Origin of the sequence: Mesorhizobium sp. M4B.F.Ca.ET.143.01.1.1 (assembly GCF_004792275.1) — a bacterium.
In the GTDB taxonomy this organism is placed as follows: Bacteria; Pseudomonadota; Alphaproteobacteria; order Rhizobiales; family Rhizobiaceae; genus Mesorhizobium; species Mesorhizobium abyssinicae.
Genome location: NZ_SRSR01000008.1, coordinates 77,955 through 92,951, shown reverse-complemented (window position 1 = coordinate 92,951; position 14,997 = coordinate 77,955). Strand labels below are relative to the sequence as shown.

Sequence of the window (14,997 nt, the reverse complement as noted above, 5' to 3'; positions counted from 1 at the left end):
ACAGTGCAGCGTATGTTGATTAGCCGGATGGACGTTCGACGACCTGCCGTAGCCCCTGCAGAGGCCACCTGGTGAGCGCGGTGGAAGCTGCCGCAGTGCGATCCGGCGAGGCGCAGAGCGGCGCCGCCGAAGCCATCCATGTCGAAAAGCTGCACAAGAAATTCGGCCAGTTGCATGTGCTGAAGGGCGTGTCGCTGTCGGCGCGCGACGGCGAGGTGATCGCCATCATCGGCGGCTCGGGCTCGGGCAAGTCAACGCTCTTGCGCTGCATCAACTGCCTGGAGAACCCGACCAGCGGCATCATCCGCGTCAATGGCGAGGAGATCAAGCTGAAGGCCGACAGCCACGGCCACACGGTTCCCGCCGACCGCAAGCAGATCGAGCGCATCCGCTCCAGGCTGGGCATGGTGTTCCAGAACTTCAACCTGTGGAGCCACATGACGCTGATCGAGAACGTCATCGAGGTTCCGGTGCATGTGCTGGGCGTCAAGCGCGACGAGGCGATCGCCCAGGCCGAGAAGCTGCTCGCCCGCGTCGGGCTGGCCGAGAAGCGCGACGTCTATCCTGCCTATCTGTCGGGCGGCCAGCAGCAGCGCGCGGCGATCGCCCGGGCGCTGGCGATCAATCCGCGCGTCATGCTGTTCGACGAGCCGACCTCGGCGCTCGACCCGGAACTGGTCGGCGAGGTGCTGAAGGTGATCGGCGACCTGGCCCGCGAAGGCCGCACCATGGTGCTGGTCACCCACGAAATGAAGTTTGCCCGCGAGGTCGCGACGCATGTCGTCTATCTCTACAACGGGCTGGTCGAGGAGGAAGGACCGCCAGAACAGCTGTTCGGCGCGCCCAAATCCGAAAGGCTCAAGCAATTCCTCCGCAACGTCGGCTAGTGCTGGCGTGAAGCGGGGCGAAAACCGGGAACACAACAAAATGGGAGTCCTGAAATGAAAACTGTTCTGAGAGCATTTGCCGCGGCACTGCTTCTCGGCGTCGCCGCGATGGGCGTGGCCAAGGCCGATCCGGTCAAGATCGGCGTCGCCGCCGAGCCCTATCCGCCTTTCACCTCGCCGGATGCGTCGGGCAAATGGGTCGGCTGGGAGATCGATTTCATCGACGCCGTCTGCGCCGAGGAGAAACTTGATTGCGTGATCACGCCTGTCGCCTGGGACGGCATCATTCCGGCGCTGACCACCAAGAAGATCGACCTGATCGTCTCCTCGATGTCGATCACCGACGAACGCAAGAAGACGATCGACTTCTCGGACAAGTACTATAACACGCTGCCGGCGATCATCGGCCCGAAGGACAAGAAATTCGGCGCCACGCCGGACGACCTCAAGGGCAAGGTGATCGGCGTCCAAGTGTCGACCACACACGCGGTGTACGCTAAGAAGCACTTCACCGAGGCGCAGGAAATCAAGGAATACCAGACCCAGGACGAAGCCAACCAGGATCTCGCCGCCGGTCGCCTCGATGCGGTGCAGGCCGATTCGATCGCGCTTGTCGAATACCTCAAGTCGGACCAGGGCAAGGCCTGCTGCGACCTGAAGGGCATGGTGGCTCCGGACGACGAAGTGCTGGGGCCGGGCATCGGCGCCGGCGTGCGCAAGGAAGACACCGACCTGAAGGCAAAGATCAACGACGGCATCAAGGCGATCCGCGCCAACGGCAAGTATGACGAGATCACGAAGAAGTACTTCGATTTCGACATCTACGGCGGCCCTGCGCAGTCGAACTGACCGCTGATGAGCGAATGACCACGCGGCGCCTTTGCGCGCCGCGTGGGTTCGCCGCAACCTGTCCATGCAGGCTTTCCGCAGGTGTATCCACCGGGCGGTCCTGGCTCCAGCAATCCGGGGGCGAAGCTGATCGACGCATTTCTTCCGGCCTCGGCGGCCGGCATCATGGAACTCCTCTCACCCGTGCCGCCGGGCTGGGGCGGAACTCTGTTGGTCGGGCTGCTGCATTCGATCGAGATCGCGGTCGGCGCCACCTGCCTCGGGCTTCTGATCGGCACCGGCGGCGCCTATGGCAAGCTCTATGGCGGGCCGGTGGTACGCGACCTGCTCGCCGTCTATACGACGGTGGTGCGCGCCGTGCCGGAACTGGTGCTGATCCTGCTGCTCTATTATGCCGGCACAGACCTGATCAACCAGGTGCTGACGGCGATGGGCTATCAGCGCGTCGACATCAGCGGCCTTGCGGCCGGCATTTTCGTGCTCGGCTTCGTGCAGGGCGCCTATTCGACCGAGGTCATCCGCGGCGCCATCCTGTCCATTCCGCAAGGGCAGATCGAAGCCGCCCGCGCATATGGCATGCCGCCAAGCCTGCTTTTGCGACGCATAACGCTGCCGGCGATGCTGCCGTTCGCCATTCCCGGCCTTGCCAATCTGTGGCTGATCGCCACCAAGGACACGGCGCTGCTGGCAGTCGTCGGCTTCTTCGAGCTGACGCTCGCAACGCGGCAGGCCGCGGGCGTCACCAAGGCCTATCTCACCTTCTATGTCGCGGCGGGCGCTCTCTACCTTACGCTGTCGCTGTTCTCCAACTTGATCATCGGCCGCGTCGAGGCGTGGGCGCGGCGCGGCATGCCTTCGGTCAAGGAGGCGCGCTGATGGCCAACGAAGCCGTCGTCATCAACGCCGTGGCGCGCGCCTCGCTGTGGCTGCAGCCGCATCGCGTTGTGCTGATCCTGATCGCGCTGGGCCTGGTCCTCGGCGCCGCCTTCTTCATGCGCTGGGACTGGCTGCCGCAATATTGGGAAATGGGTCTCGTCGGCATCTGGCGGGCGCTGTGGATCCTGGGCGTCACCTGCACGCTGGGCTTCCTGCTGGCGGTGCCGCTCGGCCTGGCGCAGGCCGGCGGCCCGTTCTGGTTCGCCATGCCGGCCAAGGTCTTCTGCACCATCATCCGGGGCACGCCACTGCTGCTGCAGCTCTGGCTGCTCTACTACGGCCTCGGTTCGCTGTTTCCGCAATATCCATGGATTCGCGACTCCTGGATGTGGCCCTATCTCAGGCAGGCATGGCCCTATGGCGTGTTGGCGCTGACCTTGTCCTTCGCCGGCTATGAGGGCGAGGTCATGCGCGGCGCCTTCGCCGGCGTGCCGAAGGGGCAACTGGAAGCGGCACGCGCCTTCGGCATGAGCCGCTGGAAGATCTTCCGCCGCATCTGGCTGCCGCAGGCCTTTTACAGGGCGCTGCCGACGCTGACCGGCGAAACGGTGCTGCAGTTGAAATCGACGCCGCTGGTGGCGACGATCAGCGTCATCGACATCTTCGCCGTCTCGTCCAAGGTGCGGCAGGATACCTACCTCACCTATGAACCCTTGCTGCTGCTGGCGTTGATCTATATGGCCATCACCGGCATTCTCGTCTTCGCCTTCAGCCGGATCGAGGCGCGGATTCCGGTCAAGATCGGGTAGGAATTAGTGGGTAGTCATTAGGGAGTAGGACGCAGGCGCTCGCTTCCACTACTCACTAATCCCTACTCGCTACTCACTAAAGGCACTGCAATGCAACTCAGTCTCGACCAGGCAACAGGACTGTGCCGGATGGCGGCGCTCGGCGCCGGCGCCAATGAGGAAAACGCACAGTCGCTCGCCGCCTCGATCGTCGCGGCCGAGGCGGAAGGGCTTGTCGCGGTCGGACTGTCGCATTTCATCGATTATCTCGAAGCGATCGAAGCCGGTCGTATCGACGGCAATGCCGATCCGGTCATCACCAGGCCGGCGCTCGCGGTCTATCTTTCCGACGCGCGCGGCGGCCTCGCCCATACCGGCTTCGACCGCACGGTCGAGGATCTCGCCAAGGCGGCAAAACTGTTCGGCGTCGCCATCTTCTCGCAGAAGAACGCTTACACCTGCGGCGCGCTCGGCTATTTCACCGGGCGGCTGGCGGCACAGGGGCTGGTGTCTTTCGCCGCCACCAACGGGCCGGCGGTGCTGGCCGGCTCCGGCTCGGTGAAACCGGTCTACTGCACCAATCCGATGTCGTTTGCCGCTCCGTCCGCCGACGGATCGCCGCTCGTCATCGACCAGTCGTCAAGCGCCACCGCCTTCGTCAACATCCGCAAGGCGGCCGAGGAGGGCAGGAAAATCCCCGAAGGCTGGGCGCTGGACGCCACCGGCAACCCGACCACAGACCCGGCGGCCGCCATGAAAGGCGCCATGCTTGCCTTCGGCGGCCAGCGCGGCGCCAACATCGCGCTGATGGTCGAAGTCCTGGCGGCGGGCCTTTCCGGCGCCAACTGGTCGCTTGACGCGCCCTGGTTCACCGGCGGCCCGGACAGCCCGGGAACGGGCTTGTTCGTGCTCGCCGTCGAGCCCAAGCTGCTCGACCCCGATTTCGAGCAGCGCATGCGTGACCAGCTCGACCGCCTGCGCCGCCGCTATGGCGTGCATGTGCCGGGCCGCGCCCGGGCGGAGGCGGCGGAGAAGGCCGTGGCGCGCGGCATCAACGCGCCCAAGGCGGTGATCCAGCGCATCTCCGAATTCGCCGAGCGCTATTCGGCTTGAGCAAGTCATCAAACGGCCTAGGCCTGCCGGCGATAGGCACCCTTGCAGCGGCTTCGGTCTGTGCCTAACATAAGCACAGACAGAAAAGACTGTTTCCATGAATACCCGCTTTGGCGTTGCCGTCCATATTTTGACGTTCCTTGAGAGCCAGGCCGGCGCGCCGGCTACGTCGGAATTGATCGCGTCCAGCGTCAACACCAACCCAACCCTGATCCGTCGGCTTCTGTCGCAGTTGGCCAAGGCGGGACTGACAACATCGCAGATGGGGTCCGGCGGCGGGGCACTGCTTGCCCGACCGGCGAGTTCCATCACACTTCTCGATGTCTGGCGCGCAATGGATGCGGCGCAGGAAGTGTTTGCCATGCATGAGGCGCCGAACCCGATGTGTCCTGTCGGCAGAAACATCAAAAGGACGCTCGGACTAAGAATCGCGAGGGTCCGCTCGGCAATCGATGCCGAACTGGCCAAAACCACGATCGCCGCGATGGCCAGCGATGTTTCCCTGAACGCAGAAGAGCGCCTCACAGCGCTGCCCTGACCCGGCCGTCACACTGAGAAATCGGCTTGACGCCAATATGTATCCATATTAGTCACATAAATGTGCAACTAAATTGGATACATATATGACTCCCTTAGCTCGCCGACACATGGCCGCCCTGGCGCTCGGCATCACCGCCCTTGCCACGCTTTCGGCCGTCATACCCGCAAACATCGCCCTTGCTCAAACGGAGACCGCTATGTCGATTCAGAAGAAGCAGGTCGTGGACCTGCTCAAAGCCATTGAAACCGCGGCCGCCGAGCCGGTCGGCGTGATCAATCCCGACAAGTACATCCAGCACAATCTCGGCGCGGCCGACGGCCTTGTTGGCTTCGGCGCCCTGCTTGCGGCGCTGCCTCCGGGCTCGGCGAAAGTGAACACGGTACGTGTGTTCCAGGACGGCGATCTGGTCTTTGCCCACACCGCGTACGACTTTTTCGGTCCGAAGATCGGCTTCGACATCTTCCGCTTCGAGAACGGCAGGATCGTCGAGCATTGGGACAATTTGCAGGAGACCGCCGGTCCCAATCCGAGCGGCCGTACGATGATCGACGGTCCGACCGAATTGAAGGATCTCGACAAAACCGAAGCCAACAAGGCGCTCGTCAGCGCATTCGCCTATGACATTCTTGTCAATGGCCGCATGGACAGGCTTGCCGGCTATTTCGATGGCAACGGCGAAAGCTACCGCCAACATAATCCGCAGATCGCCGACGGCCTTTCGGGGCTTGCCGCGGGGTTCGCGGCCTTGGCGAAAGCCGGAATTGCAATCAAATACGATCGCATCCACAAGGTGCTTGGAGAAGGCAATTTCGTCCTGGTCGTGAGCGAAGGCTCTCTCGGCGGGAAGCCGACTTCCTACTACGACCTGTTCCGCGTCGAGAATGGCAAGATCGCTGAGCATTGGGACACGATCGAGGCGATCCCGCCGAAGGCTGAATGGAAGAATGGCAACGGCAAATTCTGAGATCGCCTGGCAGTTGAACCTTTTTGCCCGACGCCACGACCGATGCATGCCGGGGTGGGTGCCCGGCCGGTGGCATACAGTCGAATGTGTCCAGGGCTGAGGCGGGGCGTGTTTGCTTCACGCCAAACTTGATGCCGTCTCAGGTCAGGCCGTCTCGTCAGACCCTGTTTCGGCGCGTTCGTCACCCGGAAAACCCCGCTTCGGCGGGGTTTTCTGCGTTTCGGGCCTGACGCTTCTTCGTCATTCGCGGCGGCAACGGTCAATCGGTCGACGCGCGCATCGGCAGGGCGTTCTGACGAGGGCCGAAACAAGCTCGTGATTGGCTCCGCCTGGCCTTTGCCTTTGGCGCGAAACCGACTATGAAACGGCTTCAGCCAGCCCCAGTATCTGGGCCCATCGGGAAAGCGCGCCGGAGCCAGCCATGACCGAAATCCTGCAGATCCCAAAGCTCGTCGTCGTCTTCGGCGGCTCCGGCTTTGTCGGCCGTCATGTCGTGCGGGCGCTGGCCAAGCGCGGCTATCGCATCCGGGTGGCGTGCCGCCGTCCCGACCTGGCCGGCCATCTGCAGCCGCTCGGCAATGTCGGGCAGATCCAGCCGGTGCAGGCCAATGTGCGGGTGCGCTGGTCGATCGACCGCGCCGTGCAGGACGCCGACCATGTCGTCAACCTGGTCGCCATACTGCATGAGAGCGGACGGCAGAAATTCGGCGCCGTCCACGAATTCGGCGCCCGCGCCGTGGCCGAGGCCGCGCGCTCGGTCGGGGCCGGCCTCACCCATATCTCGGCGCTGGGCGCCGACCTCAATTCGGCATCCGTCTACGCGCGCACCAAGGCGCTCGGCGAGAAGGCGGTACTGGAGACGATCAGCGACGCCGTGATCTTCCGGCCCTCGATCAATTTCGGCCCGGAGGACAGCTTCTTCAACCGCTTCGCCAACATGGCGCGCTACTCGCCGGTGCTGCCGCTGCTCGGCGGTGGCCAGACCAAGTTCCAGCCGGTCTATGTCGGCGATGTCGCCGAAGCCATCGCGCGCTCCGTTGACGGCAAGGTCGAGGGCGGCCGCGTCTATGAACTCGGCGGGCCGCAGGTGCTCACCTTCAAGCAGTGCATGGAAGAACTGCTCACCGTGATCGACCGCAGGCGGATCCTGGCGCCGGTGCCGTGGTGGGTGGCGAACCTGCAAGCCTCGATCCTCGGCCTGCTGCCCAACCCGCTGCTGACCAAGGACCAGGTGCTGCAGCTTCGCGAGCACAACATCGTGTCCGACCAGGCCGCCAGGGAAAACAGGACGCTTGCGGGCCTTGCCATCCAGCCGCAGTCGATCGGAACCATATTGCCGAGCTATCTCTGGCGCTTCCGCGCCGCCGGCCAGTTCCAGCGCAAACCCGCGGCCTGACCACAAGTCCAGACGGCTACGAGCCTCGCGCGGTGACCTGCATCGGCAGGCCGCCCTGCGGCTGCGTCGTCAGCTTCTGCACCGGCCATGGCCTGGTTTCGGCGGTGCTGTCGAAACGGAAGCGCGACAACAGGATGGCGAGCGCGATGATCGCTTCCTGCATGGCGAAGCTGGCGCCGATGCAGACGCGCGGGCCGGCGCCGAACGGCAGATACTGGAAGCGGTCGATCCGGTCGCGGTTTCCGGGATGGAAGCGCTCCGGCATGAAGGCGTCCGGCCTGTCCCACAGCTTGCGGTGCCGATGGACGACCCAGGGCATCACCAGCACGGCGGCGTATTTGGGTATGTGCAGGTCGTTCCAGGTCTCCGGTTCGATCGGCTCGCGATTGATCGACGGCGCCGGTGGATAGAGCCTGAGCGCCTCCTCGAAGGCGGCGCGGGTGAGCGGCATGGCGTCCAGCCATTTCGTCGGATCGGGCTCGCGCGCCAGCACGTCGTCGATTTCGCGCTCGATCTTGTCGCGCTCCCAGGGCGCCTCGGCCAGGCAATAGAGCGTCCAGCCGAGCGCGCGGGCCGTCGTCTCGTGGCCGGCGCCGATGAAGGTGATGATGTTGTCCTCGACTTCGGCGCGGGTCAGCCCGTCCGGCCCCTCGGCCCTGAGCAGAAGCGTCAGGAAATCCTGCGGCGCATGGTCGGGGTCGCGCTTCAATCGCTCCTCTCGCATCCTGACGGTGCCGGTGACGATGTCGCGGAAGTAGGCCATGGTCCTGCGGCCGCGGATCCGGGTGAGGCGCGGCAGCCATAGCGGAGCGCGCAAGAGGTCGAGCGGATCGACGCGGCCCATGGTCTCGAACAGGCGGTCGATCTCCTTGGCGAAGCTGCCGGGCTCGCCGGCGATCTCGCCGGAAAACAGCGTCTCGGCGAGGATGTCGAAGGTCAGCAGCGTCATGTCATGGGCGACGTCGGTGGTGCCGCCCGCCTCGTAGCGGGCGACGAACTCCAGCGTGCGCTTCAGCATCGGCTGGGCGAAGCCGAAAATGTGACGCGGCGTGAACACCGGCGCCATCGCCTTGCGCGAGCGCTTCCACACTTCGCCCTCGGCGGTGAGCAGGCCGTCGCGCAGGATCGGGCGCAGGATCATCTGGCGCACCGTCGCCATCTTGTAGTTGCGGGCATTGTCGACCAGCACATGGCGGATGAGGCCGGGGTCGTTGGCGATGACCAGCGGCCCGCCGACGCCGTTCACCGAGATCCAGGGTTCGTTGTAGGTCGGCTCGCCCCACAGTTCGAGCGGATTGCGGTAGACGATGCGCATCATCTGCAGCGTCGAGGGCGGCGAGGTGCGCGGCTTCGGCGCCGGCGGCACGAAGGGGGCGGGCTGGGTGTCCATCGGCTTGCTCCGCTTGTCGCCTCGAATGTAGTGCCTGCCCCGCCCGGCGTCCATGCGGCCGAAGGGCCAGCCGTGATCGCCCTCGCCTCGGCAATGTCCGCTCTCCGGAATGTGACCGTCCGCTCGCCACGGCTTCTTGCCGCCCGCGGCCGCATGCCTTAGGGGGCAGTCACCGACAGATACCTGGCCGCAGGAGCCCGCCTTGAAACACCGGTTGAACATCATCATCGGCAGCACGCGACCAGGCCGGGCCGGGCCGGTCTTCGCCCATTGGCTGGACGGCTTCGCGCGCGAGCATGGCAAGTTCGAGCCGGTGCTGACCGACATCGCCGCATTCGACCTGCCGATACTGGATGAGCCGCACCACCCGAGGCTTGCCAAATACGAGAAGGACCACACCAAGGCATGGTCGAAGGCGATCGATGCCGCCGACGCTTTTGTCTTCGTGGCGCCGGAGTACAACTATTTCGTTGCGCCGGCGATCGTGAATGCGGTCGACTATCTCTCGCGCGAGTGGAAGTACAAGCCCGCCGCCATCTTCAGCTATGGCGGCGTCTCCGGCGGCCTGCGCGCGTCGCAAGCCGTCAAGCCGCTGCTGACATCGGTGGGCGTAATGCCGATCCCCGAGGGCGTTGCCCTGCCGCTCTACCAGAAGCTGCTCGAGAGCGACGGCTCTTTCCGGCCGAGCGAGCAGGTGCAGGCCGGCGCCAAGGCCATGCTGGACGAGCTGTTGCGCTGGAGCGAGGCGCTGAAGCCGCTGCGCGCCGGCTAAGGCTCATTCAAGGCCGAACTACCCGGCTTGTTCGCGCCATAAAGAGATGAAATGCTCCGGCAGATAACCGGCCGGGGCGGTTTGGACTTTGCGTTTTCTTCTTGCGCTATTGCTGATCCTTTGGACGAGCGCCGCCGCCCTGGCGGAGCGGCGCGTGGCGCTGGTCATCGCCGATGACGACTACCGGCTGATCCGGCCGCTCGCCAACCCCGTCAATGACGGCGAGGCGATGGAAGGCGCGCTGAAGAAGCTCGGCTTCGAGGTGGTGCTCGAGACCAACCGGGACCTGCGCCGCACGCGCCGCGCGCTCGACGATTTCCGCGAGGACGCCAGGGGCGCCGACGTGGCGCTGGTCTATTTCTCCGGCCATGGCGTCGAGATCTCCGGCGACAACCGCCTGCTGCCCGTCGATGCCGATGCCTCCTCGCTCGACGCGCTGGAGAAGACCAGCCTGCCGCTGGAGGAGGTGCGCGAAGCGGTCGCCGCCACGGCCAAGGTCGGGCTGATCGTGCTCGACGCCTGCCGCAGCGATCCCTTCGCAGGCGCGGGCAGCGAGGGCCGTGGCGCGACGTCGCTGGCCAAGGACGCAGCCGACAAGGTCCGGCCGGGCCTCGGCCGCGTCGGCCGGGCGGAGAACATCCTGTTCGCCTTTGCCGCCGCCCCCGGCGAGACGGCCGCCGACGGAACCGGCCAGAATTCGCCCTTCACCGCGGCGCTGACGAAATACCTCGGCACCGACGGGCTCGAAATCCGCTCGGTGCTGACGCTCGTGCAACAGGAGGTCTACGACCTCAGCCGCGGCAAGCAGCTTCCCTATGTCGAAAGCGGCCTGCCGCAGCTGTTCTTCGCCGCCTCGACCAAGGAGCAGTTGCCGGAGCGCGAGCGGCTGCTGCTGGCCATGGCCGACGTGACGCCGCAGATGCGCGGCGAGGTCGAGCAGATCGCCAGCGACGCCGACATGCCGCTGGCGCCGCTCTATGGCGCGCTGATCAGCACCGACACCAGCCACCTTTCCGCCGAAAGCCTGAACGCCAGGCTGCGCGAGGCGGCGGATGCCTTCGTCAAGGTGCGCGGCGAGATGAAGACGCTCGCCTCGGACGACCCGCAGGTGACGGCGCTGCGCCGGCAGGCCGAGGAGCAGCTCTCGCTCGGCGCGTTCGACGCGGCGCGTGAAAAACTCGCGGCGGCGGCCGAGATCGACAGCACCTCGCGCAAGGCGCTGAAAGCCAATTTCGTCAGCCGCACGCTGTCTGAAGCCGCAACGCGCTATCTGTCGGCGGGCGCGGCGCGCGCCGACCTCGACTACACCGCGGCGATCAGGGACTACGAGGAGGTGCTGTCGCTTTTTGGCGAGGCCGGGCAGTCGGCGCTCAAGCTCGACGATGCCGACCGCCAGATCCGCACGCTGGACGAGCTCGGCAAGCTCTACATCACTGTCGGCAACACCGCCGCCGCGGGTCGCGCCTACGAGGCGCTGCTGGCCAATCTCGAGCAGCGCGTGCGCCAGGAGACCGACCCCAGCGTGCGGCGCGACCTCGCCGTCAGCCACACCAAGCTCGGCAATGTCAGGATGACGCAGGGCGACCTGCCGGGCGCGCTGGAGAACTACCAGACGGCGCGAACGATGCTCTCCGAGCTGACCGCGGCCGATCCCGGCCGGCTGGAATGGTTCGGCGACCTTGCCATGAACGACGACAAGATCGGCAATGTGCTGGTGACGCAGGGCAATCTGGCCGGCGCCGCGCAAGCCTACCAGGAAAGCCTGTCGATCAAGAAGGAACTGGCCGGCCATGAGCCGGAGCGTGATGATCTGCAGCGCGAACTGACGATCTCCTATGACGAAATCGCCGGCCTTGCCCGTAGCGCCGGCCGGCTGGACGATGCGCAGACGTCCTATGAGGAAAGCCTGCGGATCCGGCTGGCGCTGGCCGCGAAGCAGCCGGACGACGCCGAGCGGCAGCGCGACGTCTCGGTCAGCCATGACACGATCGGCGACTTGAAGCGCGAGCGCGACGATGCCGCAGGCGCGCTCGCCGCCTACCGGGACAGCCTGGCGATCGTCGAGCGGCTGGCAAGCCGCGACCCCGACAACACCGAGCTGCAACGCGACCTGTCGGTCGGCAACACCAAGGTCGGCAATGCGCTGAAGGACCAGGAGAACTGGCCGGCGGCGCTTTCTGCCTACCGGCAGGCGCTGGCCCAGGCCCAGGCGCTGGGCGACAGCGATTCGGACAACACGGAGTGGCAGCGCGACCTCTCGGTCAGCCTGGAAAAGGTCGCCGGCGTGCTCGCCATCCAGGGCGACCGCAAGGGCGCGCTGAAACTCTATCTCGACAGTTTCACCATCGTCGACAGGCTGGCCAGGCTCGATCCGGCCAATTCCGACTGGCAGCGCGACCTGTCGATAACGCTGTCCGAGATCGGCATGCTGAAGGCCAAGCAGCGCGACATCAAGGGCGCGCGCAAGGCCTTCGAGGACAGCCTGGATATCCGCCAGCAGCTTGCCCAATCCGACCCCGAAAACGCCACCTGGCAGCGCGACCTGGTGGTCGCGATGATCGATTATTCCCAGGTCGCGAGGAACCCGAAGGCCGTGCTTTCCGAGGCGCTCGAGCGGACGCTGGAGCTCGACCGCAGCGGCCGGCTGGCGCCGCGATACAAGTTCATGATCAAGTTTCTCCAGGATCGGCTGGCCAGGACAAAATAGCCTGCGGCGGGGCTAGCTCCGGACAGCCGGCTTTCCCGCCCGGAAATGCCGGCAAACCTTGGAAAAACCGGCATTTGCGCCTATATCTAGGACATCAAAACGGCGCGATTCGGAGCCAGTTTCCAGCGCTGGACCAGCAGCCATCAATCAGACAGGTTTTCATGAGCGATCAGACTGAAAGCGCCAATGGCGCGGAAGCCGAGTACGGCGCCGATTCCATCAAGGTTTTGAAGGGGTTGGATGCCGTCCGCAAGCGGCCGGGCATGTATATTGGCGACACCGACGATGGCTCGGGCCTGCATCACATGGTCTATGAGGTGGTTGACAACGCCATCGACGAGGCGCTGGCCGGCCATGCCGACCTGGTCTCAGTGACGCTCAACCCCGACGGTTCGGTGACCGTCATCGACAATGGCCGCGGCATTCCGACCGACATCCACCCCAGCGAAGGCGTCTCGGCAGCCGAAGTGATCATGACGCAGCTGCATGCCGGCGGCAAATTCGACCAGAATTCCTACAAGGTGTCGGGCGGCCTGCACGGCGTCGGCGTCTCGGTGGTCAACGCGCTCTCGGCCTGGCTGAAGCTCAAGATCCGCCGCAATGGCGAGATCTTCGAGATGGGCTTCACCCACGGCAATGCCGACGCGCCGCTGAAGGTCACCGGCAGCTACGCGCAGGACAAGCAGCCGGGCACCTATGAGGGCCGCAGCGGCAGCGAGATCACCTTCTTCCCGTCGGCCGAGACCTTCACCATGGTCGAGTTCGACTATGGCACGCTGGAACACCGGCTGCGCGAGCTCGCCTTCCTCAATTCCGGCGTGCGCATCGTGCTGACCGACGCCCGCCATGCCGACCTCGTCCGCCACGAGCTGCACTATGACGGAGGCCTCGAAGAGTTCGTCAAATATCTCGACCGGGTCAAGAAGCCGCTGATCCAGACGCCGATCGCGATCCGCGCCGAGCGCGACGGCATCACCGTCGAGGTGGCGATGTGGTGGAACGACAGCTACCACGAGAATGTGCTGGCCTTCACCAACAACATCCCGCAGCGCGACGGCGGCACCCATCTGGCCGGCTTCCGCGCCGCGCTGACCCGGCAGATCACCGGCTATGGCGAGTCCTCCGGCCAGACCAAGAAGGAAAAGGTTTCGCTCACCGGCGACGACTGCCGCGAGGGCCTGACCGCCGTTCTCTCGGTCAAGGTTCCGGATCCGAAATTCTCCTCGCAGACCAAGGACAAGCTGGTCTCCTCCGAAGTCCGTCCGGTCGTCGAAAGCCTGGTCAATGAGGCGCTCGGCACATGGCTCGAAGAGCATCCGAGCGAAGGCAAGGTGGTGGTCGAGAAGGTGATCCAGGCGGCGGCTGCCCGCGAGGCGGCGCGCAAGGCACGCGACATCACCCGCAAGAGCACGCTTGGCGTCACCTCGCTGCCCGGCAAGCTTGCCGACTGCCAGGAACGCGATCCGGCGAAGTCCGAGATCTTCATCGTCGAGGGCGACTCGGCCGGCGGCTCGGCCAAGGGCGGCCGCTCGCGCCAGAACCAGGCGATCCTGCCGCTGCGCGGCAAGATCCTCAACGTCGAGCGCGCGCGCTTCGACCGCATGCTCTCGTCCGACATGATCGGAACGCTGATCACCGCGCTCGGCACCTCGATCGGCAAGGACGAGTTCAACGCCGACAAGCTGCGCTACCACAAGATCATCCTGATGACCGACGCCGACGTCGACGGCGCCCACATCCGCACGTTGCTGCTCACCTTCTTCTTCCGTCAAATGCCGGAGCTGATCGAGCGCGGCCATCTCTACATCGCCCAGCCGCCGCTCTACAAAGTGACGCGGGGAAAGAGCTCGCAATACCTCAAGGACGAAAGCGCCTATGAGGAATATCTGATCGATTCCGGGCTGGAGGAAGCCTCGCTGACGCTGGGTTCGGGCGAGGTGCGGACCGGCCAGGACCTGCACAGCGCCATCGACGATGCGCTGGCGGTACGCCAGCTGATCAACGGCCTGCACACGCGCTACAACCGCAGCGTGGTCGAGCAGGCGGCGATCGCCGGGGCGCTCAACGCCGATGTGCTTGCCGATCTCGGCCGCGCCAACGCCATGGCCGAGCGCGTCGCCAAGCGCCTCGACCTGATCGCCGAGGACACCGAGCGCGGCTGGACCGGCCGGCTGTCGACTTCCAATGACGGCGTCGGCGGCTATGTGTTCGAGCGCACGGTGCGCGGCGTCAAGGAATTCGTGCAGCTCGACGCCGGGCTGATCAATTCGGCCGATGCGCGCCAGCTCGACCGCTATGCCTCGCGTCTTACCGAGGTCTACAGCGAGCCGCCGGTGCTGCGCCGCAAGGAGGTCTCCGAGACCATTGCCGGGCCGCTGGCGCTGCTCAACGCAGTGTTCGCGACCGGCCGCAAGGGCCTGACCATGCAGCGCTACAAGGGCCTGGGCGAGATGAACGCCGAACAGCTGTGGGAAACCACGCTGGACCCGAACGTCCGCTCGCTTCTGCAGGTCAAGGTCACCGACGCCACCGACGCCGACTCGCTGTTCTCGCGACTGATGGGCGACGAGGTGGAACCGAGGCGCGAGTTCATCCAGGACAATGCGCTGTCGGTCGCCAATCTGGACATCTGAAGCCGGCTTACCTTTGTGCCTCGGCGAAGCAAATTGCTCGCCGAGGTGCCGACTTAGCTAACGGGTCGACTTTTCGATTGC

12 protein-coding genes are annotated in these 14,997 nt (G+C 65.3%); 11 read left to right on the top strand and 1 reads right to left on the bottom strand.

The annotated features are described in order from the left end of the window. The first annotated feature begins 71 nt into the window (after positions 1–71). The 8 genes from EN786_RS20780 (at position 72) to EN786_RS20745 (ending at position 7,414) form a co-directional block, all read left to right on the top strand. Positions 72–887, top strand: a complete 816-nt coding sequence (locus EN786_RS20780) for an ABC transporter ATP-binding protein (RefSeq protein WP_127310147.1) — start codon at positions 72–74, stop codon at positions 885–887. Positions 888–941: 54 nt separating this feature from the next. Next, complete coding sequence (locus EN786_RS20775; protein WP_127310146.1) at positions 942–1,736, top strand: transporter substrate-binding domain-containing protein; 795 nt, start codon at positions 942–944, stop codon at positions 1,734–1,736. A gap of 210 nt (positions 1,737–1,946) precedes the next feature. Continuing rightward, entirely contained in the window at positions 1,947–2,612 is a 666-nt protein-coding gene (locus EN786_RS20770) for an ABC transporter permease (RefSeq protein WP_127310153.1), read from the top strand. After that, on the top strand, positions 2,612–3,421 hold the full coding sequence (locus EN786_RS20765) for an ABC transporter permease (protein WP_135908794.1): 810 nt from the start codon (positions 2,612–2,614) through the stop codon (positions 3,419–3,421). Before EN786_RS20770 ends, EN786_RS20765 begins: the two co-directional genes overlap by 1 nt. Before the next feature lie 90 nt (positions 3,422–3,511). Next, positions 3,512–4,513, top strand: a complete 1,002-nt coding sequence (locus EN786_RS20760) for an Ldh family oxidoreductase (protein ID WP_127286874.1) — start codon at positions 3,512–3,514, stop codon at positions 4,511–4,513. 97 nt (positions 4,514–4,610) lie between these two features. Then, complete coding sequence (locus tag EN786_RS20755) at positions 4,611–5,051, top strand: Rrf2 family transcriptional regulator (protein WP_127310144.1); 441 nt, start codon at positions 4,611–4,613, stop codon at positions 5,049–5,051. 199 nt (positions 5,052–5,250) lie between these two features. Beyond that, positions 5,251–6,018 (top strand): nuclear transport factor 2 family protein, encoded by a 768-nt coding sequence (locus EN786_RS20750; RefSeq protein WP_210212294.1) that lies wholly within the window; start codon positions 5,251–5,253, stop codon positions 6,016–6,018. 421 nt (positions 6,019–6,439) lie between these two features. Next, positions 6,440–7,414, top strand: coding sequence for a complex I NDUFA9 subunit family protein (locus tag EN786_RS20745; protein ID WP_127310142.1), 975 nt, complete (start codon positions 6,440–6,442; stop codon positions 7,412–7,414). A gap of 16 nt (positions 7,415–7,430) precedes the next feature. Here EN786_RS20745 and EN786_RS20740 read toward each other — a convergent pair whose 3' ends face one another. Further along, the gene (locus EN786_RS20740) at positions 7,431–8,804 is read right to left on the bottom strand and encodes a cytochrome P450 (RefSeq protein ID WP_127310141.1); all 1,374 of its coding nucleotides are present in this window, start codon (positions 8,802–8,804) and stop codon (positions 7,431–7,433) included. A 202-nt stretch (positions 8,805–9,006) separates the two neighbouring features. Here EN786_RS20740 and EN786_RS20735 point away from each other — a divergent pair, with 202 nt between their 5' ends. The 3 genes from EN786_RS20735 (at position 9,007) to gyrB (ending at position 14,916) form a co-directional block, all read left to right on the top strand. After that, a complete protein-coding gene (locus EN786_RS20735; RefSeq protein WP_127310140.1) occupies positions 9,007–9,576 on the top strand; it encodes an NADPH-dependent FMN reductase in 570 nt (189 codons plus the stop codon). Positions 9,577–9,664: 88 nt separating this feature from the next. Further along, a complete protein-coding gene (locus EN786_RS20730) occupies positions 9,665–12,283 on the top strand; it encodes a caspase family protein (protein ID WP_135908792.1) in 2,619 nt (872 codons plus the stop codon). A gap of 161 nt (positions 12,284–12,444) precedes the next feature. Further along, complete coding sequence (gene gyrB / locus EN786_RS20725; protein WP_127283418.1) at positions 12,445–14,916, top strand: DNA topoisomerase (ATP-hydrolyzing) subunit B; 2,472 nt, start codon at positions 12,445–12,447, stop codon at positions 14,914–14,916. Positions 14,917–14,997 lie beyond the last annotated feature (81 nt).

Excerpts from the sequence above, each read along its gene's own strand:
- EN786_RS20775 (WP_127310146.1), top strand. The coding sequence starts at position 942 with ATGAAAACTGTTCTGAGAGCATTTGCCGCGGCACTGCTTCTCGGCGTC.
- EN786_RS20765 (WP_135908794.1), top strand. The coding sequence starts at position 2,612 with ATGGCCAACGAAGCCGTCGTCATCAACGCCGTGGCGCGCGCCTCGCTG.
- EN786_RS20760 (WP_127286874.1), top strand. The coding sequence starts at position 3,512 with ATGCAACTCAGTCTCGACCAGGCAACAGGACTGTGCCGGATGGCGGCG.
- EN786_RS20755 (WP_127310144.1), top strand. The coding sequence starts at position 4,611 with ATGAATACCCGCTTTGGCGTTGCCGTCCATATTTTGACGTTCCTTGAG.
- EN786_RS20750 (WP_210212294.1), top strand. The coding sequence starts at position 5,251 with ATGTCGATTCAGAAGAAGCAGGTCGTGGACCTGCTCAAAGCCATTGAA.
- EN786_RS20745 (WP_127310142.1), top strand. The coding sequence starts at position 6,440 with ATGACCGAAATCCTGCAGATCCCAAAGCTCGTCGTCGTCTTCGGCGGC.
- EN786_RS20740 (WP_127310141.1), bottom strand. The coding sequence starts at position 8,804 with ATGGACACCCAGCCCGCCCCCTTCGTGCCGCCGGCGCCGAAGCCGCGC.
- gyrB (WP_127283418.1), top strand. The coding sequence starts at position 12,445 with ATGAGCGATCAGACTGAAAGCGCCAATGGCGCGGAAGCCGAGTACGGC.